22 protein-coding genes are annotated in these 20,529 nt (G+C 61.1%); 11 read left to right on the top strand and 11 right to left on the bottom strand.

All coding sequences use genetic code 11. The features are described 5' to 3' along the window. Positions 1 to 508 precede the first annotated feature (508 nt). Positions 509 to 1,201: an urea ABC transporter ATP-binding subunit UrtE gene (gene urtE, locus AC3WOG_RS04325; RefSeq protein ID WP_410836715.1), complete on the top strand. Its 693-nt coding sequence runs from the start codon at positions 509 to 511 to the stop codon at positions 1,199 to 1,201. Positions 1,202 to 1,306: 105 nt separating this feature from the next. After that, the gene (locus AC3WOG_RS04320) at positions 1,307 to 2,200 is read left to right on the top strand and encodes an urease accessory protein UreD (RefSeq protein ID WP_492576843.1); all 894 of its coding nucleotides are present in this window, start codon (positions 1,307 to 1,309) and stop codon (positions 2,198 to 2,200) included. 114 nt (positions 2,201 to 2,314) lie between these two features. Here AC3WOG_RS04320 and AC3WOG_RS04315 read toward each other — a convergent pair whose 3' ends face one another. Continuing rightward, the gene (locus tag AC3WOG_RS04315; RefSeq protein ID WP_492576842.1) at positions 2,315 to 2,551 is read right to left on the bottom strand and encodes a hypothetical protein; all 237 of its coding nucleotides are present in this window, start codon (positions 2,549 to 2,551) and stop codon (positions 2,315 to 2,317) included. 75 nt (positions 2,552 to 2,626) lie between these two features. After that, on the bottom strand, positions 2,627 to 2,899 hold the full coding sequence (locus tag AC3WOG_RS04310; RefSeq protein WP_492576841.1) for a CHC2 zinc finger domain-containing protein: 273 nt from the start codon (positions 2,897 to 2,899) through the stop codon (positions 2,627 to 2,629). A gap of 134 nt (positions 2,900 to 3,033) precedes the next feature. Between AC3WOG_RS04310 and AC3WOG_RS04305 the strand changes: the two genes are divergently transcribed. Together AC3WOG_RS04305 and AC3WOG_RS04300 are read left to right on the top strand one after the other, a co-directional pair. Continuing rightward, a complete protein-coding gene (locus AC3WOG_RS04305) occupies positions 3,034 to 3,369 on the top strand; it encodes a helix-turn-helix domain-containing protein (protein WP_492579713.1) in 336 nt (111 codons plus the stop codon). A gap of 116 nt (positions 3,370 to 3,485) precedes the next feature. Next, positions 3,486 to 3,800, top strand: coding sequence for a SymE family type I addiction module toxin (locus AC3WOG_RS04300; RefSeq protein WP_492576840.1), 315 nt, complete (start codon positions 3,486 to 3,488; stop codon positions 3,798 to 3,800). Between the two features lie 294 nt (positions 3,801 to 4,094). On the opposite strand, the gene AC3WOG_RS04295 is transcribed toward AC3WOG_RS04300, so the two are convergent. The 5 genes from AC3WOG_RS04295 to AC3WOG_RS04275 all read right to left on the bottom strand — a co-directional run bounded on the left by AC3WOG_RS04295 (position 4,095) and on the right by AC3WOG_RS04275 (position 10,406). Then, positions 4,095 to 4,925: a hypothetical protein gene (locus AC3WOG_RS04295; RefSeq protein WP_492576839.1), complete on the bottom strand. Its 831-nt coding sequence runs from the start codon at positions 4,923 to 4,925 to the stop codon at positions 4,095 to 4,097. A 384-nt stretch (positions 4,926 to 5,309) separates the two neighbouring features. After that, positions 5,310 to 5,582 carry a hypothetical protein gene (locus AC3WOG_RS04290; protein ID WP_492576838.1) on the bottom strand — a complete coding sequence of 91 codons (273 nt, stop codon included), beginning with the start codon at positions 5,580 to 5,582 and terminating at the stop codon, positions 5,310 to 5,312. Positions 5,583 to 5,589: 7 nt separating this feature from the next. Then, entirely contained in the window at positions 5,590 to 6,345 is a 756-nt protein-coding gene (locus AC3WOG_RS04285; protein WP_492576837.1) for a hypothetical protein, read from the bottom strand. Between the two features lies 1 nt (position 6,346). Next, positions 6,347 to 6,781 carry a hypothetical protein gene (locus AC3WOG_RS04280; RefSeq protein ID WP_492576836.1) on the bottom strand — a complete coding sequence of 145 codons (435 nt, stop codon included), beginning with the start codon at positions 6,779 to 6,781 and terminating at the stop codon, positions 6,347 to 6,349. A 259-nt stretch (positions 6,782 to 7,040) separates the two neighbouring features. After that, positions 7,041 to 10,406 carry a two-partner secretion domain-containing protein gene (locus AC3WOG_RS04275; RefSeq protein ID WP_492576835.1) on the bottom strand — a complete coding sequence of 1,122 codons (3,366 nt, stop codon included), beginning with the start codon at positions 10,404 to 10,406 and terminating at the stop codon, positions 7,041 to 7,043. Between the two features lie 439 nt (positions 10,407 to 10,845). Between AC3WOG_RS04275 and AC3WOG_RS04270 the strand changes: the two genes are divergently transcribed. The 7 genes from AC3WOG_RS04270 to ureG all read left to right on the top strand — a co-directional run bounded on the left by AC3WOG_RS04270 (position 10,846) and on the right by ureG (position 16,178). Then, positions 10,846 to 11,649 (top strand): transporter substrate-binding domain-containing protein, encoded by an 804-nt coding sequence (locus tag AC3WOG_RS04270; protein WP_492576834.1) that lies wholly within the window; start codon positions 10,846 to 10,848, stop codon positions 11,647 to 11,649. Positions 11,650 to 11,810: 161 nt separating this feature from the next. Beyond that, positions 11,811 to 12,113: an urease subunit gamma gene (ureA, locus tag AC3WOG_RS04265; RefSeq protein ID WP_054041799.1), complete on the top strand. Its 303-nt coding sequence runs from the start codon at positions 11,811 to 11,813 to the stop codon at positions 12,111 to 12,113. Between the two features lie 10 nt (positions 12,114 to 12,123). Further along, positions 12,124 to 12,429, top strand: a complete 306-nt coding sequence (locus AC3WOG_RS04260) for an urease subunit beta (RefSeq protein WP_492576833.1) — start codon at positions 12,124 to 12,126, stop codon at positions 12,427 to 12,429. A gap of 55 nt (positions 12,430 to 12,484) precedes the next feature. Further along, positions 12,485 to 14,191 (top strand): urease subunit alpha, encoded by a 1,707-nt coding sequence (ureC, locus tag AC3WOG_RS04255; protein ID WP_492576832.1) that lies wholly within the window; start codon positions 12,485 to 12,487, stop codon positions 14,189 to 14,191. A 3-nt stretch (positions 14,192 to 14,194) separates the two neighbouring features. Further along, positions 14,195 to 14,845: an urease accessory protein UreE gene (gene ureE / locus AC3WOG_RS04250; RefSeq protein ID WP_492576830.1), complete on the top strand. Its 651-nt coding sequence runs from the start codon at positions 14,195 to 14,197 to the stop codon at positions 14,843 to 14,845. Then, on the top strand, positions 14,832 to 15,512 hold the full coding sequence (locus AC3WOG_RS04245) for an urease accessory protein UreF (protein ID WP_492579712.1): 681 nt from the start codon (positions 14,832 to 14,834) through the stop codon (positions 15,510 to 15,512). The genes ureE and AC3WOG_RS04245 overlap by 14 nt, the downstream gene beginning before the upstream one ends. Before the next feature lie 12 nt (positions 15,513 to 15,524). Then, positions 15,525 to 16,178, top strand: coding sequence for an urease accessory protein UreG (gene ureG, locus AC3WOG_RS04240; protein WP_492576828.1), 654 nt, complete (start codon positions 15,525 to 15,527; stop codon positions 16,176 to 16,178). A 4-nt stretch (positions 16,179 to 16,182) separates the two neighbouring features. Here the strand turns inward: ureG and AC3WOG_RS04235 are convergent, their stop codons facing one another. From AC3WOG_RS04235 to waaC, 4 genes are all read right to left on the bottom strand, one after another. After that, complete coding sequence (locus AC3WOG_RS04235) at positions 16,183 to 16,932, bottom strand: Fic family protein (RefSeq protein WP_492576826.1); 750 nt, start codon at positions 16,930 to 16,932, stop codon at positions 16,183 to 16,185. Positions 16,933 to 17,062: 130 nt separating this feature from the next. After that, positions 17,063 to 18,376: a lipid IV(A) 3-deoxy-D-manno-octulosonic acid transferase gene (gene waaA / locus AC3WOG_RS04230; RefSeq protein ID WP_492576825.1), complete on the bottom strand. Its 1,314-nt coding sequence runs from the start codon at positions 18,374 to 18,376 to the stop codon at positions 17,063 to 17,065. A 58-nt stretch (positions 18,377 to 18,434) separates the two neighbouring features. Beyond that, complete coding sequence (gene kdoO, locus AC3WOG_RS04225) at positions 18,435 to 19,319, bottom strand: Kdo hydroxylase KdoO (protein ID WP_492576824.1); 885 nt, start codon at positions 19,317 to 19,319, stop codon at positions 18,435 to 18,437. A 47-nt stretch (positions 19,320 to 19,366) separates the two neighbouring features. Further along, positions 19,367 to 20,368, bottom strand: coding sequence for a lipopolysaccharide heptosyltransferase I (gene waaC / locus AC3WOG_RS04220; RefSeq protein WP_492576823.1), 1,002 nt, complete (start codon positions 20,366 to 20,368; stop codon positions 19,367 to 19,369). Between the last annotated feature and the right edge of the window lie 161 nt (positions 20,369 to 20,529).

Below are 20,529 nucleotides of genomic sequence, written 5' to 3'. Positions count from 1 at the left end.
CCGCGCTGGTGACAAGGCAGTCATCCTTCCCGCCTCGCACTACGTGCTCGCCGGAACGGTATGCGAGGGAAACCAGTGGCTTTGTTCTTTTGCTGTGGGGGCCGTCGGCTTCGCGTCGGCGAGGCGCCGAAATTGGCTGGTGGTTTTGGAAGTGCGCTGAACACATGAAACGGCTAGCGCTTTTATGAAGTACCGCTACGGCGCGCGCAGCGCCGCCGGAAGTATGACTGCCTTGTCACCAGCGCCGAATGTGCGATGACACCGATTCCAGATGTTCCACTACCTCCTCCAAGCCAGGGGACCCGCTTAGGAGCTAGCGGTTTGAGCCGCTTTCTTTTGCCTACTTTTCTTTGCGGCGGCAAAGAAAAGTAGGTGCTCCCCCGCACAGGGGGAATGCTAATAAACCAATAAGAAAGCAAGGAAAGGCCAACGCCGTAGGCACACAACCAATGCCGCCGCCAAAGGCAAAAAAAAGCAAAACCACACCAGAATCAGAGGAACGATCCAAATGTTAGAAGTAGAAAACCTGAACCAATACTACGGCGGCAGCCACATCCTCCGAGATGTGAAACTAACCGTGCCGGACGGCAAGCTCACCGTCCTATTGGGCCGCAACGGCGTAGGCAAAACCACGCTGCTCAGATGCCTGATGGGCGTAGTCCAAACCAGGAGCGGTTCAATCGCCTGGCGTGGCACGCCAATCACAAAACTCCCAACTTACTCGAGAGTAGAACAAGGCTTGGCCTACGTCCCACAAGGCCGTGACATCTTCCCCCGACTGACAGTCGAAGAAAACCTATTGGTAGGCGCCGCCAGCAAAAAAGCCCCCAAAAAAATCCCCGACCGCATCTACGACCTCTTCCCAGTACTAAAGGACATGCGCACCCGCCGCGGCGGCGACCTCTCCGGCGGTCAGCAGCAACAACTCGCCATCGGCCGAGCCCTCATGAGCGATCCGCAATTGCTCATCCTCGATGAACCCACCGAAGGTATCCAGCCATCGATCATCCAGGACATCGGCCGCACACTGCGTCAACTGGTCGAAGAAATGGGCATGACCGTCCTGCTCGTCGAACAGTATTACGATTTCGCCAAGGAAATCGCCGATCGGTATTGGGTCATGAGCCGCGGTGAAATCGTCGCGGGCGGCGAAGGCGCTAACATGGACACGGATGGCGTACGCGCACTCATCGCCGTCTGACAAATACGCCCACCGCAGCGTGCTATTCTCGCCGTATCACTACGGCAATGCGTCGACCGTTGCCTAACGCGCGCCGGCTCGCTCGGCCTCTATACGTCCATTCGCATGTCGCTTCACGAAAATCACGCCACGCTCGCCACCGCACACGCCGCCGCGCAAAATACCGCGCACTCTCAATGGCGCGCTCGCCTCGAACTCGGCTTCGTCAAAGAGGGCGAGCGGAGCACGCTCAAGCATCGGCGGCATGACGGGCCGTTGCGCGTGCAACGGCCGCTCTATCCGGAAGGCAATGCGATCTGTCATGCGGTGATCGTGCATCCGCCAGGAGGAATCGCAGGCGGCGATCATCTGGATATCGATGTCGCGGTTGGCGACGGCGCGCATGCCGTTATTACTACGCCTGGGGCGACCAAGTGGTACAAGTCCAATGGACGCGTGGCGCGGCAGAATATCTCCGTGCGCGTCGGTGAGCATGCGAAGCTCGATTGGCTGCCGCAGAACAATATCGTGTTCGATCACGCTAATGCGATGCTGGATTTCACCCTGACGCTTGGTGAAGGCGCTACTGCGATTGGGTGGGATGCTACGCAGTTGGGGCGGCAAGCTGCCGGTGAACGGTGGTCTGCCGGGCAGTTGCGCGCGGTTTCGCGGATCGTTGGAGCGAGTGGCGAGTTGTTGTGGCTCGAACGCGCGAGTCTTACCGCGGAGGATCCGCTAAGGGATGCTGCGCAAGGACTCGATGGGTTTCCAGCGTATGGGATGTTGTGGGCCGTCGGGCCCGCTTGTGACGATGCGCTTGCTGAAGCGCTGACTGCTCAACTCCCGTTTGACGATGCGCTGCGCGCCGGGGCTTCTTGCGTCAGTTCTGGGGTTTTGATTGTGCGCGCCGTTTCTCGTTCTATGGAAACGCTGCAGAGGGCTCTGACTCAATGCTGGCTTCAATTGCGGCCTGTCGTGCACGGGGTTGAGGCGGTGCCGCTGCGGATCTGGTCGACGTAGTCGGTTTGTTTGCCTGCGACGCTGGAGTTTTCTTTTCTTTTTGGTTTACGGTCCGAAATCAATGTTCAACGCATAGCCAAAGAAGCGGCAGAGTTGAGTAAATAATATATGGCGTTAACCGTTCGCCAGCAGCATGTTCTGCGCCTGATCGACCGTGATGTCCTGGCCAGTCTTGTCTTTGTAGAACGCCGCAAACTCCTGCGCATTGTCCTTCGCCCACTTCCGTTCATCAGGATGCAACTGCCGGTTGAACCGAACACCACTCCCCGACACGCCCGCCGTTGGCGAATCCTCAAACGCCAGACGCGACGCGGCTCTGAGCGCAGCAATTTCCCGGATGCAGTTCTTCACGACAGATGTTTTCCCCGACGCGGGTTCTGGCCTAAAGACGCGAGTCTGCCAGAGGACACATTCCGCCCATCTCAATTACATCGCATCACGAAGCAACCTCGTCCCGCCGGGTTTGCCGGCTTTCATCACCCAGTCCAGCACCGTGCCCGACGCGTTGCAGCCGAAGCAGTGGTACACGTTCTTCGCCTCCGACACCGACAGGCTCGGCGTGTCCTCCTCATGGAACACGCAGCGCATCACCCAGTCACGCCCGCGCTTCTTCAGCTCGTGACCCTGCGACTCGATCAGCCGCACCAGCGACACTTCGCGTTTCAATCGGTCCAGCTCGGCTTCGGGGATGCGCGGCATGAATCTTCCTTCTGGCTAAAACCTGTCAATACTCTTTGAGGTTTAATTTCAATACCTTATAATGTTGTTTTTTGCAACAGATTGAGGGGCCAGGGAATACAATCATGGCATCCGCAACACTCTGGTTCCTGCCCATGAACTTCCCCGCACGCCTGATTCAGGTGCGCAAATCACGCGGCCTTACCCAGCAAGAGCTGGCCGAGGCCGCAACGCTGCACGTCAATCAGGTTCGTCGATATGAAGCAGGGTCGGCTCAACCGACCCTGGAAGCCCTGACGCGTCTGGCACAGACACTCAATGTCAGCCTTGATGAACTGGTGTTTGATGAGAACGAGCGCGGCCCGTCCGATGACTTGCGTATGCAGTTCGAGGCAGTCAGCCAGATGCCCGACGAAGACCGCAACATCATCAAGGCGCTGCTCGATGGGATGATCCTCAAGTACCGCGCCAAGCAGATCATCAGCGGCTAGGCAAGCCGTCACGACCGCACAACAGCAGGAGAACTGATGTAAACGAAGCGCGGGCGGTAAGTGCTACCAACACTCACCGCCCGCTGACCACCACCAACTCACAGCAGGAGTTGATCATGGCTGATGCCAATCTTAAACCACGTCGTACCCGTTCCGAGCCGGCCACACACATTTCCGTGGTGCTTGAGGAAGCGCCGCCCACAGGCAGCACGCAGCAACAGGGCAAACGACCCGCCTTTCCCTGGATGCAGATCACCGATGACCTGCTCGAACGCGCGGGCTTCCTGCCCGGACAGCAAGTCCTGTTCTCCGTCGATCACCGTTGCGGACACATCACCATCACACCCGATTATGACTACAGGATCGCCGGCAGATACATGACCGGGCAAAAAGCCGAAGACACGCGGCAACGACTCAGCAGACGGAAATGAACAACCCACAAACAACAAACCCGGCCAGCGCCGGCGCTTGTTGTTTGTGCGTCAATAAATTCCGCTAGTCAATGAGACCCGCCTTGCGGAGATGCTTCGGAAGCAGACGGATGTGCAGAATCAAGAACACAATGAATGACGGCACACCGATCCAAAGAAGAGCCCAATTCTCATCCAGTTTGAACATCAAACGACTCAGACCAGCGAGCAGAAAGGCGTAGACCCCGCTAGAAGCCAAGGCGATGCACCCGACGATTGTGACGGTGCGCTCTGCAGCAAGAATTCTTCGCCAGTTCATTTTCCACTCGCTTTTTTAACGTCGTTGATGACCGTTGCTCCCTTGGAGCCCACTCCGAACAGCAGAAGACCTTGCGTCGTCCCGTAAGGCGCTGTTTGATTCAAGAATGGAATCAACGTCGCATTGTCGATGCGTGGAACGGTCACATTAAACATCGAGCCGGGGCGGTTCAGGCCATCGCTCAATCCCATTTTCAAGGGAACTTGAGCACGCAGAGCCCCAATAGCAAAGATAAGATTCGCGCTATCGTATACAGCATTACCCCATGTCGGGCTTAACTGCTCGAAGCCATATCTGAGCGGATTCACCCCCGGCGAACTGATGCCGTTATAGCGGTTGTACAACCCGTCGGCACCTTCGGCCATATCGCTCAGGCCGAAGGCCACCATGCCTCCGCCACCCAAAGCACAGCCGACGCCAGTAGTTGCGCAGATACCCGCGCCGGTCTTGACGGTCACGCCACCGAGCACCACCTTGGCCGCATCTTTTGCGGTGCCCAACGGATCACTCTGAACCACATCACCAATTTTCTGAACCGGTGTGTAGTCGAACAATCGCGCTTCCTGCTGACGGTTCACCCACTCAATCTCCGGGCCGAGCTGCGTTGCCTCAAGCTGACTCACGTAATTCGCGTTATACGCATCGCTGCCAACGGGATATTCTGCCCAGCACTTCAAGGCGAGACACGCCGCTTTCGTCAGTTTGTCGGCTTCTGCTTTGTCGCTGCCGGCCTTGTCCTCGATCGCCTTCTTCTCCTCCGGATGCAACTGCCGATTGAAGCGATCTGCGTTCGCATCTTGGCGCGGGTGACTAGGCTGCTCGATCATCTCAGGGACTCGGGTGACGCGGTATGCGGCCAAGGAAATAGATACCGAGCACAATAACAACGAGAATCGTCATCATAACGAGCAACAGATTGCGCCAACCTTTGCGAGTCGTCGGAAGATCGCTTACGCTCCCCCCTGAACCCAAGCATCCACCGAGAAGTTCAAGACCGACAAGAAACAACACGGCGATAGCCATAGCCACCTTCGCAAACGTACCGAAGAATAATTCAACAAATCGATAGGGCCACGCTGAACGGCGCGGCCCTACCGGCGGACGGCGAAACGTTGGATGTTTGTTCGAGAACATAACTATGACCAGTAGATCAGCAAACAGAACTGAGCAACACTTACAAGGAGCGAACCCGGCCTGCGTCGGGGTTGTTGTTACGATGACTTGTCTTGCTCGTCGTCCTTCACTTCGTAGCTCTTGCGAGCCTTCTTGTAGCTGTTATCGAAGGGCTTGATTTTTAGTAGCGCCGCGCGACTTGTCATACCGCCCACAAGAGCGATTCCAAATCCAACAAGCAGGAAGGTCTTGGCTGCCCATGGCGACAGATTACATTCAAGAGCGATCGCAGCCAGCCCAATACCGACAACGATGAGCAGAAACCTAACCCACGAAGGGAAGTTGCCATCTTCAACTAACTTGATTTTCACAGGCGATTTACCTCTTGATTACTTCTTTCGCGCGATCTTGCACAGACGTCGCGAAACCACTGTCATTAATATTGTTTGTCACCTCATTGATTCCCGGCGTCCACATTGGCCACTTAGTTGACGCATAGTCAGAGATGATCGAGGTAAAACCATTGAACACATACTGTGCACCGTTTGGCTTTGCCAACTGACCAACTGCGTCAGCGACAATGCCCGTCACAGTCGCTGCAAATGATGCCGCAGAAAACCCAGCGGAAAAAGGTGATGGAATCTGTGCAGCCGCCGCGGTCGCCGCACTAAACCGCCCCGCATTGGTCGAAATCATGGACGCCGTGTCTGCTGTCGTATTCCGCATGAACTCTGCATCCGACTGATCGAACTTCGTGAACGGTCCCGTCACGTTGATCGACCCGCTGTTTCCCGTTAACGAATACGTGAACTGGCTCGGCACCTGTCCCGGCGAAGCGCTGTTGTAGTACGCCAGAATGTAGTTCTGCAACTGCGAATCCGCCTGCGCCGTTACCTGCGTCATGATCGGCTTGCCGTCCGCCGTTGTCCCCGCGTAGGTCCATTGTCCACCCGAATCCGTCGGCATCTGACCAACCAGCGTATCCGGCGCGCCCGACTCGCTCGTCCCGTTCGCGCTTACGCCCATAATACGCATCTGGTCTTCGATCTGCTGCTCCGTGTATTTGGAGCCACTCTTGTCTGCAAGTTGCTTGGCAAGGGTCTTTTCTTCGGGGTGCAGTTGCCGGTTGAACAAGTCAGTTTCTCAGGTCTGTACCTGCGTCTCTTCGGACCACTCCACGCCCATTCCAAACCGATACTGCGCCAGCGATCGCAAGACAGAACGTCAATACTTGATAAGGGTTGAGTTGGGCGGCTATTGCGAGTGCGGCAGCGCCGGTATTGAGCAGGAACACAGCCAGAGCGATCCGCCAGACCAGAGTCGTACATCGATTCAGGCAACGAGCTAGCAGTACATATCCGGCTGCAAAGCAAAGGATATTGATCATCGCGTTTGCAGTAATTGACACGCGTTGCATTGTCGATGCTTGCGGAGCTATGCCAAGAGGAATAGCCCCAGTGGCCGTCATTAGTGCGACCACCACTTGCAGGATCGCAAACAGATAGAGTGCCACCTGTGCGACGGCGAAGTTGTCCTTGATAGTTACCTCGTCGAATGTCGTCCTGTTCATTTCGGGTCATCCTGTTTATTGCCTTCGGTTTTGTAGCTCTTGCGTGCCTTCTTGTAGCTGTTGTCGAAAGGTTTGATATGCAACATTCGCGCCCGACTACATATACCTCCAACTGCCATAAGTACAAATCCAAACAATGCCAGAAAGGCGCTCCAGATTGAGGGGGGCGCATATTTGAACGTTGCGTATGAAATCCCAACGCCAACCGCGATTAAGGTAGTGCACGCCCACCCGGTTAGGTTACCGTCATCTATGACTTTCATTTTTTCACCGGCTGGTTAACGAAGCTGTTCCAAGAAGAATTTATAAAATCTTGAATTCTCCGAGACATATTGCTCGCATTAAATGCGTTTGCGGCCTCATTGATTACTGGACTCGCGAGCGGATATTGCGCAGAGACACGATCGGCAACAAGGGTGCTGCTGCTATTGGTCCAGTATTGCCCGACATCGGGATGCATGGCTTGGCTAACTGCATCCTCACCAATTCCAACAACGGTACCCGTCGCGTTGACAGTCGTCGCCGACGAATTGATGTCGCCGGTTGCCGTGTTCACCACGTTCGCGCCGGTTGCGCTCAGCGCACCATTGGCCGCGAGCGTGCCGGTATTGGTCAGCGTGCCGGTCGCGCTCACGGTCATGTCGCCGTCCGCGTGCAGGTTGTTCGCCGCGCCGTTCGTGTAGTCGCCCACGACGGCGAGGGACAGGTTGCGGCCCGCGACGATGTCGCCGTCACCCGATACTGCGCCGCTCGCCGCGACGTCACGGTTCGCGCGGATCGCGCCGCCCGCGTTCGACAGTGACGCGACGCTGACCACTACGTCCAGCCCGCCGAGGATCGCGCCGCCGTCGTTGATGACGGCGGCATTCGCCTGGTTCAGGGTCAGCGCGGTGCCGCCGAACAGCGTGCCGCCCGCATTGTTCACGCTCTGCGCAACGTTCAGGCTGGCCGCGCCGCCCGCGACGAGATTCGCGCCCGCGTCGTTGGCAAGCGTTTGTGCGTTGACCGTCACGTCGCCATTGCCGCCGAGCGTGCCGCCCGTATTCGTCACGGCCGCCGACGAAGTGATGGTCGTCGCCCCATCGCCCGCGTTGGTCAGCTTGCCGCCCGTGTTGTCGATGGTTGCTGCCGATACGGTAACGGCCCCGTGCGCGCCGTTCGCCGCAATCGTGCCCTGCGAATTGGTGAGCGCCCCGCCCGCCGTGACGGAGAGATCGCCCGCCGTCTGGGCCGAGCCGCCCGTGTTGTCGATCTCGCCCTGCGTGGTGACTGACAGGCCATTGCCGCCGTACAGCGTGCCGCTGCGGTTCACGATGCCCGAGGCTGCATTTGCCTGTGCGGCCTGCTGCGCGGACAGTGTGCCGCCGGTGTTATCGAGGCTTGCGCCGGTTGCGGTCAGCGCGCCATTCGTGACCACCTGGCCCGAGGCGTTGGACACTGCGCCAGTCGCATTGACGGTAAGCGCGCCAATGCCCGCGTGCTGGATGGTGCCACTATCGTTGTGGAGGGCCTGCGCGCCAATGCCCAGGTTCGTGGCGTTCGACGCGATCGTGCCGCCGCTATTGTCGAGCGCGCCGCCTGCCGTAACGGTCTGGTCGGCCGTACCGTATTGCGTGATCGTGCCGCCGTGGTTCGTGAAGTCGCCGGGCGTGGACAGGCTGAGCGTGTCGCCGTCAATGCTGCCGCCGGTATTGTCGATCGACGCGGCCGACACGGTCGTGGCCGCCCCCGACAGCGTGCCGCCCTGGTTGCTCAGCGCGCCGTTCGACGTCGTGTTGAGCGCGCCACTCGCCGTGATGCTGCCTGCGTGGTTGTCGATGCCCTGCGCGCGAACCGTTGCATTGCCTGCTGCGCTGAGTTGCCCCTGATTCGTCAGGGTGTCCGCGCTGACGTCCAGTGCGCCGTTGGTGCCAATCGTGCCCCCGGTGCCGTTGACCAGCGCGCCCGTGGTCTTAACGGTCATGCCATCGCTGTTGAGCGAGACGATGCGGCCCCCGGTATTGTCGAGCGCCTCCGCGTTGAGCGTCGCGCCGGCCGCCGACTGGATCGTGCCGCCCTGGTTCGACAAGTCACTTGCTGCCGCGACGCCGAGCGCGCCGCTCGACACAATCTGCCCGTTGCGGTTCGACACGTTCGCCGCCGTCACCTGAACCGACCCGCCTGACAGGTTGCCGGAATCATTGACAAGCGTGCCTGCTGCGTTCGCGTTCAACACGCCGCCCGCCGTCGTCGTCGCGCCCGACAGGTTCATGTCGCCACCGTTCGCCGCGAGCGCAAGCGTGCCGTTCGCCGAGGTGTTGCTGCCCCCGAGGCTGACCGACGCCCCCTGTATCGTCGTGTTGCCACCGCCCTCGTTGCGGCCCGTTGCCGTGATCGCGCCACTGGCGGAAACCGACAGGTCGCCCGCATTCGCAATCGTGCCGTCGCCGTTCACGCCCGCGCCTAGCGTGCCCGCCGATGCAACGCTGCCCGCATTGATCGTTGTGTTCTGCTGCGCTGCCAGCACGCCGCTGTTCGTGAGCGCGCCGGACGTGCTCGCGCTGACGTTCTGCTGCGCGTAGGTCGTGCCGCTGCTGTCGATGCCGTCACGCGCGGACAGGGCGAGGTTTCCGCTCGCGTTGGTCTGTCCGGCAAGGATGAGCTTGCCCTGTGTTGTCAGGATCAGGTCACCCGCCTGCGCCGCCAGCACACCTTTATTTGAGACACCCACCCCCTGTTCTGTACCAACCAGAAGGATGCGGTTCGCGTACATGCCACCGAGCTGACTTACGTCGATGGAAACACCGGTCGCAGGACCGTCACCCGCGATGGGCGTTGCATTGAGCGTGCCATGGTCGATGCTGTTCGCACCGGTCACGACATTCAGGTTCTTCGCATGGATCGCCGCGTTCGCCTGTACCGCGCGTGAGAGCAGGTCAACCTGATCGGTATCGCCCGCATTGAGTCCCGCGCCCTGGATAGTGATGTTGCCACCCGTCACGTTGAAGCCCGCGAGCGAGCCGTCCGGCGCGAAGTTCGGCGCACCCGTTGTCAGGATCGCGCGCGACGTATTGATGAACCCTCCGCCGTTCACGCTGATGCCCGAACCGTTTGCGATGACGACCTCAGCCCGCTGTCCGGCGACTTCAAGATGGCCGTTGATCTGGCTCGCCGCACTGCTGTTGACCTGGTTGACGATAACGCGTGCCGACTGGCCGGGGCCGAAGTTCGGGTTGCCGTTAATCAGGCCCGACTGCTGCGTCTGCACGATGGTCGGCGAATTGTTCTGAATCGCGCCGGGCTGCTGTACGTCGAACTGGCCGTATGTGTTCATCGAGACACCAGCGCCGGACGGCCGGTTGATGTTCACCTGCGGCAAACCGTTCTGCGTCGTGATAACGCCCGGCGCATGCGCGCCACCCGGAACGATCTGTGCGCCTGACCATGAGGGCCACACACCGAGTAACGCAAGCGCGGCGAACGCGATCTGCCGGAGCGTAAATAGTGCTGTGTGACCTGCTGTCTTGCCCCGACTGCAAACCGTGGTCTGTCCGGTTTCCTTTCCCGTTGCCGTGGCAGTTTCCTCGACGGCGACGAGCATGCTTCTCAGTCGGCTGAATACGAGCCGGTAGTTGTTCTTGTTCATCTGGTCTTATTCGGCATGCTAATTTATGGTGACCCGTAAACTAGCGCCAGATGAAACGATTGGGCTCGAACTGACCGTTGACCTTGAGCTATATACAACGCTTCAGGTCAAATCGGATTTTTCCTATCGAGCATCGACCGGATATGAATTAGCCGAATGTGCGAGAAAAAAAGCCCGCACGAAGCAGTCATCCCGCCCCTTCTCGCGCTGCGCGCTCGCCGGTAAGGTACTTCCCAAACCACTCGCTGTCTTTCACCGTCGTAAGCCCATGAACGCACCATGTTGACGCGCAAGAATGCCCGTTTTCGGTGCATCACCCCATCAGCTCCCCGCTCTCCCCGTTGCACCGGCATGGCACACACCTTGCTCGACAACCTCCCACGATGCTGCCGCGTCCCGACGGCAGCCGACCGCTTCTCGCCACCACCGCTCACATAACATGACCCGTTCGACCCTTCGTCCCGCGCGCCGCGCCTGGCTCGCCGCGCTGCTGCTCTCGCCCGTTCTCGCACTCAATGCGCCCGCCGCCCACGCGGATACGCTCGATAACATCGCCAAAGCCGGTGTGCTCAAGGTCGCCGTGCCGGAAGACTATCCGCCGTTCGGGTCGGTCGGCGCGGACATGAAGCCGCAAGGCTATGACATCGATACCGCCGCTCTGCTCGCGAAATCGATGAACGTGAAGCTCGAACTCGTGCCGGTCAACAGCGCGAACCGCATTCCGTATCTGCAAACGGGCAAGGTCGATCTGGTCATCTCGTCGCTCGGCAAAACGCCGGATCGCGAGAAGGTCATCGATTTCTCAACCGCCTATGCGCCGTACTATCAAGGCGTGTTCGGCCCCGCCGACATCAAGGTCGCGAGCCCCGCCGATCTCACCGGCAAGACGGTCGGCGCCACGCGCGGCGCACTCGAGGAAATCGGTCTCACGCAAATGGCGCCGAACGCCACCATCAAACGCTTCGAAGACAACAACGCCACCATCGCCGCGTTCCTCTCGGGTCAGGTGCAGTTGATCGCCGCCGGTAACATCGTGGCCGCCGCGATCCTCGCGAAGAATCCGCCGCGTCGTCCGGAACCGAAGTTCGTCATCAAGAATTCGCCGTGCTTCGTCGGCATGAACAAGAACGAAGGACGCTTGCAGCAGAAGGTCAATGCCGCCATCGCGCAAGCGAAACAGGACGGCACGCTCAATACGATGTCGAAAAAATGGTTCGGCGCGCCACTGCCGACGGAACTGTAAGCGCGTCGTTAGCTGAACTTGATACCGTGGTCGGCTCATCCGGCATTGCACCTGTCGTGGACTCATCCCGTGGCCAGCACGCGATGAGTCCGCGACTTGCAGCGCCTATCACTGTCGCCGCCTGCCCCCTCGGGACAGGCGCAACCCTAAGCACATAATCGATGAAGCTGACACCTCGCGAGAAGGACAAGCTGCTGATTTTCACCGCCGCGCTGCTCGCCGAACGGCGCCGCGCACGCGGTCTCAAACTGAATTACCCGGAGGCAATCGCCTTTATCACCGCCGCGCTGATGGAAGCCGCCCGCGACGGCAAAACCGTCGCCGAAGTCATGCACTACGGCACCACGCTGCTGACGCGCGCCGATGTGATGGAAGGCGTGCCCGAGATGATCCCCGACATCCAGGTCGAAGCCACCTTCCCCGACGGCACCAAGCTCGTCACCGTTCACCACCCGATCCCGTAAGGCAGGTCCCATGATTCCCGGCGAACTCCTCATCGACGACGGCGAACACGAACTCAACGCGGGCCGCGTCACCATCACGGTGGTCGTGTCGAATACCGGCGACCGTCCGGTGCAGATCGGCTCGCACTACCACTTCTACGAAGTGAACGAGGCCCTGTCGTTCGATCGCGAAGCAGCACGCGGCTTCCGGCTGAACATCGCGGCAGGCACCGCCGTGCGCTTCGAGCCCGGCCAGGAACGCACCGTCGAACTGGTCGAACTGGCGGGCGAGCGCGTCGTCTACGGCTTCAACGGCAAGGTGATGGGCAAGCTTTGACGCGTCATTCACGCGTGCCTGCTTTGACCGCCCTGCTCATTCCCGGACCCACACCATGACATTACGCATTGGCCGCCGCGCATACGCGGAAATGTTCGGCCCCACCACCGGCGACCGCGTGCGCCTCGCCGATACCGAGCTGCTGATCGAAGTCGAGCGCGACTTCACGACCTACGGCGAAGAAGTGAAATTCGGCGGCGGCAAAGTGATTCGCGACGGCATGGGCCAGTCGCAGCGCGTGCACGCCGAGGTGGTCGATACCGTCGTCACGAACGCGGTGATTCTCGATCACTGGGGCATCGTCAAAGCCGACATCGGCATCAAGAACGGCCGCATCGCCGCGATCGGCAAAGCCGGCAACCCGGACATCCAGCCAAACGTGACGATCGCGATCGGCGCGTCCACCGAAGTGATCGCCGGCGAAGGGCTGATCGTGACGGCGGGCGGCATCGATACGCACATTCACTTCATCAGCCCGCAGCAGATCGAAGAAGCGCTCGCGAGCGGCGTGACGACGATGCTCGGCGGCGGCACCGGTCCAGCTACGGGCACGAACGCGACGACCTGCACGCCGGGTCCGTGGCATCTCGAACGGATGCTGCAAGCGGCCGATGGTTATCCGATGAATCTCGGCTTCCTCGGCAAGGGCAACGTGAGTCAGCCGCAGCCCGCTTTAGAGCAGATCGCAGCCGGCGCGATCGGTCTGAAGCTGCACGAAGACTGGGGCACGACGCCCGCCGCCATCGACAACTGTCTCTCTGTCGCCGACGACACCGACACGCAGGTCGCGATCCACACGGACACGTTGAACGAAGCGGGCTTCGTCGAAGCGACGGTGGCCGCGTTCAAGGGCCGCACGATCCACACGTATCACACGGAAGGCGCGGGCGGCGGCCACGCACCGGACATCATCAAGGTGTGCGGCGAAGCGAACGTGCTGCCCTCGTCCACCAATCCGACGCGCCCATACACCGTCAACACGCTCGACGAGCATCTCGACATGCTGATGGTGTGCCACCATCTGGACCCGTCGATTGCGGAAGACATTGCGTTCGCCGAATCGCGCATCCGCCGCGAGACTATCGCCGCCGAAGATATCCTGCACGATCTCGGCGCGCTGTCGATGCTGTCGTCGGATTCGCAGGCGATGGGCCGCGTGGGCGAAGTGATCATCCGCACATGGCAGACCGCGCACAAGATGAAGGTGCAACGCGGCGCGCTGCCCGAAGACAACGCGCGCCACGACAATTTCCGCGCGAAGCGTTATGTCGCGAAGTACACGATCAACCCGGCGATCACGCACGGCATTTCGCATGAAGTCGGCTCGATCGAGCCGGGCAAGTGGGCCGACCTGGTGTTCTGGGAGCCGGCGTTTTTCGGCATCAAGCCGTCACTGATTCTGAAGGGCGGCATGATCGCGATGGCGCAAATGGGCGACCCGAACGCGTCGATTCCGACGCCGCAGCCGGTGCACTATCGCGAGATGTTCGCGACGCGCGGCGGAGCGTTGGGACGCACATCGCTGACCTTCGTCTCGCAGATGGCCGCCGATGCGGGCGTCGGCGAACGCTACGGCTTGAATAAGCGTATCGTTGCGGTGAAGAACTGCCGCAACATTACGAAGGCCGACATGATTCACAACGCGTGGCGTCCGGCGATCAGCGTCGATCCTGAAACGTATGAGGTGATCGCCGACGGTCAGTTGCTGACCTGCGAACCCGCGACGGTGCTGCCCATGGCGCAACGTTACTTCCTGTTCTAAACCATGCGCACTATCGACAAACTGATCTCGCCGCATCTGAAGCTCGCACCGGTTCTGGTGAAGCGCGCGCCGACCTTGACGCTCGCTTTCGACGACCGCCGCAAGAGCCGTCTCGCGGCAACGCTCGACAACGGCGAAGAAGTCGCGTTGTTGCTGCCGCGCGGCACGGTGCTGCGCGACGGCGATGTTCTGGTCGCCGACGATGGCGGGTTGGTCCGCGTCGTTGCCGCGCCCGAAACGGTGCTTTACGTCCGCGCCAAAGATGCGCTGACGCTGACACGCGCCGCCTATCACCTCGGCAATCGCCACACGCCGGTCGAAGTCGGTGCCGATTATCTGAAGCTCGAATACGATCCGGTGCTGGCCGATATGCTCAAGCGCATCGGCGCGACGGTCGACCAGGTGTCGATGCCGCTCCAGCCGGAATCCGGTGCATATGGCGGCGGCCACAAGCATGGTCACGACGAGACGTTCGCCGAAGACTATGCGCTCGCGCAGCAGGTGTTCGACGAGCATCACGGGCATGAGCATTCGCACGATCATGAGCATGGTCATGGCCACGCACATGGTCACTCGCATGACCACGATCACGACGATCACGTCCACGACGAATCGTGCGGCCACGGGCATCACCCTCATCATGCGCATCGCTGAACTCACGGCGCTGCTGCATCTCGCGTCGCCGGCGCTGCCGATCGGCGCGTTCAGCTACTCGCAGGGTCTCGAAGCCGCGATCGAAGCGCAACTGATCACCGATGCCGATTCCGCTCGCGATTGGATCGCCAGCGGTTTAACGGACGTGCTCGCGCATGGCGAACTGCCGTTTCTTGCTCATCAGATTGAACGCTGGCGCACGCATGATGCTGCGGGTCTCGCTGAAGCGAATAGCGAATTTCTGGCCAGCCGGGAATCGGCCGAACTAAGGCGCGAAACAGAGCAGATGGGCTGGTCGCTGCGGCAGTTGTGCGTGTCCCTGGAATGGGGCGATGCATCGAGGCGCACAACGCTGGCTTCGATGACGCCTTTGGCCCAACCCACCGCGTTTGCGTTCGCAGCGTATGCGCACGACGCAGCCGTCGACGCCGCCCTTGCCGCCTACGCGTTCAGCTGGGTGGAGAACCAGGCCGCTGCCGCTCTGAAAGCGGTGCCGCTCGGACAGCTCGCCGGCCAGCGGATCATCGTCGCGTTGCGCGGGCCGATCAACGCCGCCGTCACGCGGGCACTCGCTACCACACCGGAAAACATCAACACCTTCGCGCCGCAATTAGGCATTCTGTCGGCGCGTCATGAGTCGCAATACTCGCGGCTCTTTCGCTCATAACAAAGCTCCATCATGAACGCACCTCATCACCCCGCTCACTCGCCTGTCCGTACGAAGAAACTGCCGCCGCTGCGCGTGGGCGTCGGCGGCCCGGTCGGCTCGGGCAAGACCACGCTGCTCGAAATGCTCTGCAAGGCGATGCGCGAACAATACGACCTCGTCGCGATCACCAACGATATCTATACGAAAGAAGATCAACGTCTGTTGACGGTGGCGGGTGCCTTGCCGGCCGAGCGGATCATGGGTGTGGAGACGGGCGGCTGCCCGCACACGGCGATTCGTGAAGACGCGTCGATCAATCTGGAAGCCGTGGACCGCATGCTGACGCGCTTTCCCGATGCGGACATCGTGTTCATCGAATCGGGCGGCGACAACCTGGCGGCGACGTTCAGCCCGGAGTTGTCAGACCTGACGATCTATGTGATCGACGTCGCGGGCGGCGAGAAGATTCCGCGCAAAGGCGGACCGGGGATCACGAAGTCGGATCTGCTGGTGATCAACAAGACGGACCTGGCGCCGATGGTCGGCGCGAATCTCGACGTGATGGCTTCGGATGCGAAGAAGATGCGCGGCGAGCGGCCCTTCGTGATGTGCAATCTGAAGGCGCTCGACGGACTGGATGTGGTGGTGAAATTTATCGAGAAGAAGGGGTTGTTGAAGGTTTGAGCCTTCACTCACCTGGATGGCATTCGAGCAGGAATGCCATCATCTCGGTCCCATCCTTCGATAGATAGAAGCGCACCATCTTCTCGTTGAAGTCGCCCGCGCGCTGCGCCGGGACACTGATGGCGTCGATGCCGTTCGACATGAGCACGCCGTTCATCATGAAGCGTGACGTGCGCTTGTTGCCGTCGAAGAAGAATTGCTGCAACGCGCCGAACAGAAAGAACGCGCAACCACGTTCGAACGCATTTGAGACCTGATCGGTCAGCGCGCGGGTCCCGGCAGCAAAGACCCGGTTGAGTTCAGGAGCGCCCGCCATGGTCGAAAGCGGCGTGTATCGCCCTGCCGCACCCAACGCTACGTCGGGCGTGTATCGGGCTTCATCTCCCTCCGTGCGGAACGCGCCCCACCCCAGTGCCTTGTTGTGGGTAACAAGGCGATACAGATCGCAGAACGTCGCTCTGTCAATCGCGAACCGGCCGTTTCGTACGATCGCATGCAGGTGTTTGGAAGCTTGTACCAGGTTCAGGACCTGTGCCTGATCGGATATCTTCCGTCCGCCAACTGTTACGCCGTCGAGCAGCGTTTTTACCTCGGGAAACGTAAAGGGATTACCTTCGAGTACACTCGCGTCCCACACGAATTCCGACAGCATCCGATGAAAACGGAAGCACGCCCGTTTGACCGAATGGGTTGGCAAGTCTTGCGGAATCGCGGCGCGGTCCCATTGGAAGCCAAGGTCGATGAAAAGTGTCATGGCAGGCTGCAAGGAAAGACGATTTAAGTCACAGCGCCGTCAATGCACAAGCCGCAATGCTTGCGGAGTAGATGATTTATCGGCACACAAAGCGATAACGCGAGCGCCACATTTCGCGGCGCTCGAACTACTACTCCGGCAACAACGCCATCAACACATCCACCGTCCGCGCGGTCGCGCCGCGATGGCGCGCGGCAAACGCCGAGGCCGCACCGCCCATCGCCAGCCGCCGTGCCTTGTCGCCGAACAGCTCGCGCAGCACGCGCGCCAGGTCCGCCGAGTCTTGCACCTGCACTGCCGCGCCGGCCGCGACCGCATCGGCGGTGGCCTGCGTGAAGTTGAACACATGCGGCCCGATCAGCACCGGCACGCCCACCGCGCATGCCTCGATCAGATTCTGCCCACCCAGCGGCAACAGACTTCCGCCGATGAACGCCAGATCCGAAGCGGCATAGTAAGCGCCCAACTCGCCCATCGAATCGCCGAGCAGCACGTTCACGCCAGACGGCAAAGCAGGCACACCGCTGCCTGCGGTCGAAGCAGCCGATGCCATCGTCGCGGCCGGTGCCCACGTCGAACGCCGCTCGATGCGCAGGCCGGCCTTCTCGACCAGCGCCGCCACTTCGTTAAACCGCTGCGGATGACGCGGCACCAGAATCAGCAACGCATTGTCGACGCCGAGCGCCGCGAACGCCTGCAGCACCAGTTCCTCTTCGCCTTCGCGCGTACTCGCCGCGACCCACACCGGCCGCGCACCGATCGCCGCACGCCACGCATGACCGCGCGCCGCCAGTTCCGGTGGCGTGTTCATATCGAACTTGAGATTGCCGAGCACCGCGACATTGCGCGCGCCCAGCGCCGTGAGCCGCTCCGCATCCGACGGACTCTGCGCCAGCACACGCGCAAAACCGCCGAACACGTCCCTGGTTGCGTTGCCGAATTTGGCCGCCCGCTTGAACGAACGCGCCGACATCCGCGCATTGGTCAGCACCAGCGGCACATCCGCGCGACGGCATTCGTCGATCAGCGTCGGCCACACTTCGGTTTCCATCACCAGACCGAGCGACGGCCGCCATGTCCGCAAAAACCGCCGTACCGCGTGCGGCATGTCGTACGGCAAATAGCTGCGCAACACGCGGTCGCCGAAAATCTGCTCGCCGGTCGCGCGGCCGCTCGGCGTCATATGCGTAAGAAGAATCCGCGCGTCGGGCCGCGCCTTCATCAGCGCGTCGATCAGCGGTTGCGCGGCACGCGTCTCGCCCACGGATACCGCATGCACCCAGATCAGCGGCGCGTTGTCTTCCGGCAGCCGGCCACGCGCATAACCGAAACGCTCGCCAATATGCTCGCGATAACCGCGCTCCTTGCGCGAGCGGATCAGCAAACGCAACACGGCAAGCGGCGCGACGAGCCACCAGAGCGCGTTATAAATCGCCCTCAGCATCGGCGCTCCGCTTTTCGCCGCGTGTGGTTCAGCGCGCCTGGCACGAAGAAAGCGGCGCTCAAACCAGCGCCCTGCCCTTCAGGCGTTCGAGAATGCCGAGCGGCGCGCATTCCGGCTGCGCCATCGCCTTGACCGGCAGGAAAAAAGTCTGCTCCAGCATGAACTGGCCGGACATCACCGCATGCGAGGTCTGGTCGGAGAAACACACCCACACGCTACCCGACGGAAACGGCATGGCCTCCTGCGGACACGACTTCTGATACTCGAGGTCGGCCTTCATGCTGTCATGCAGATTCAGCATCAGATGGTCGTATTCGCTGCGCGGCGATTTGGTCACGTGCAGCAGATTCAAAAGCCATGCGGAGCCAGGCATCTGCGGTTTGATACGCGGCAGGAAGCGTTTGGCCATGTCCTCGAACGGCTCGCCCACGCGCCACACGCGCGGCACGCCTTGCGGATTGATGTTGGTGAACACGCGCAGGATGCGCTCGCCGTAGTTCGGCCGCGACGGGAATGCGTCTACATGCAAACGGCTATCGTCCTTGCGCCAGGACGTCTGGCGCGTTTCCACCTTATGCAGCCGCAAACTCGTCGGCGCGACGCGCAGCTTGCCGTTGTATTCGGGGAAGAGTCCATCGACCAGCGTGCGCGCATTGGCCTGATAACGCGCAATCAACGCGCGTACCGCCGATTGCGTGACGGCGTCGCCGGCCACGCCGTGCAGCGCGCCGCCATTCGGTTCGAGGCTGATGTTCTTGCGGTTCGGATCGGCGAGCGCCGGATCGAGCAGCGCCTGCTCGCCGCCGCCGATCGCAAAGCGCAGATTCGGGAAATACAGCACTTTGCCGCGTTCGACGCCGGCCAGCAGCGTCTCGCGCGGCACGGACAGGTTGCGTCCGTGCCAGTCAGCGGTGGCAACTTCGATGATCTGGGTTTCGTTCATGGTCGCCCTTGAAAACGGATGAAGCGTAAGGCGAAGCGCACGCCGCGTTACAGCAGGCCGAAACCGGCCAGTGCGGACTTCACCTGTTGCAGCGTGGGCGGCTGCCCGGCCGTGCCGAGATTGACGACGTTCGGCGACCAGTAGCCGCCGGTGCGCCATGCGGTGGCGAAATTGTACAACTCGACCGTCGGCCGCTTCAGCGCCGCCGCGATATGAACTAGACCTGTGTCAACACCGACCGTCGCGGCCGCGCCCTCGATCAGGCCGACCACCGCCGGCAGCGACAGGCGCGGCGGCACGATCGCCGCGGCGCCGAATTCCTTCGCCAGACGTTCGCTGGTGACGCGCTCCTCTTCGTTGCCCCACGGCAATACGATCGACGCACCGCGCCGCACCAGCGACTGGCCGAGTTCGATCCACGCGGCATCGGGCCATTGCTTGTCGGCGCGCGAGGTGGCGTGGACGAACACCACGTAGGGCACCGGCAGGTTCAGATTCGCCTCCGACAACGCCAGCGCCGCGCGCCCGGTGTCGAGGCCGAAATCGATATCATCGGTGGGTTGCGGCTGCGGGTCGTTCAGCCCCGCGGCCACCAGTTGGCGCGTGCGTTCAACCACGTGAGTGCGCGGCTCGATCGGCACGCGCTTGTCATAGAAGAAACGCACCGGCCATTCGAAACCCGCGCCGTCGGTGCGGTTCGAGAGGCCGACCAGCGGCCCGCGCGCCATCCGCGCGACCCACGCGGTCTTGATGAGCCCCTGGCAGTCGATCACCAGATCGTAATTCTCGGCGGCGAGCGCGCGGCGAAACGCGCCGATCTCGCGCCAGTTGTCGACCGAAAAAAGGCGCTTGCGCCAGCGCCGCAGCGACACGGGAATCGCCCGGTGCACGCCGCCCACGAGCTGCACGAGCCCCACGAAGCTCTCTTCGACGAGCCAGTCGATCTGCGCTTGCGGATGGCGGCGTCGGATGTCGGCGATCACCGGCATGTTGTGAACGACGTCGCCCAGTGACGACACCCTCACGATCAGTATCTTTTGCACGCTCAAGTGTGGGAAAACCGGCTATCCGGCCCGAAGATGCGTTGAAAGGACCGCAATTCTAGCGCGACACGGGTAAATGACATGAAAAAACGCGGCGCGGTAAGTGAAACCCGCGCCGCGTTCGACGACGGCCCGCGGTTCAATTCGAACCGCGCCGCCGCTGGAGC

The organism is Paraburkholderia sp. FW306-02-B (assembly GCF_058782725.1).
The sequence above is the reverse complement of the archived record's forward strand: the minus strand, read 5'-3'. Positions and strand labels throughout refer to the sequence as shown.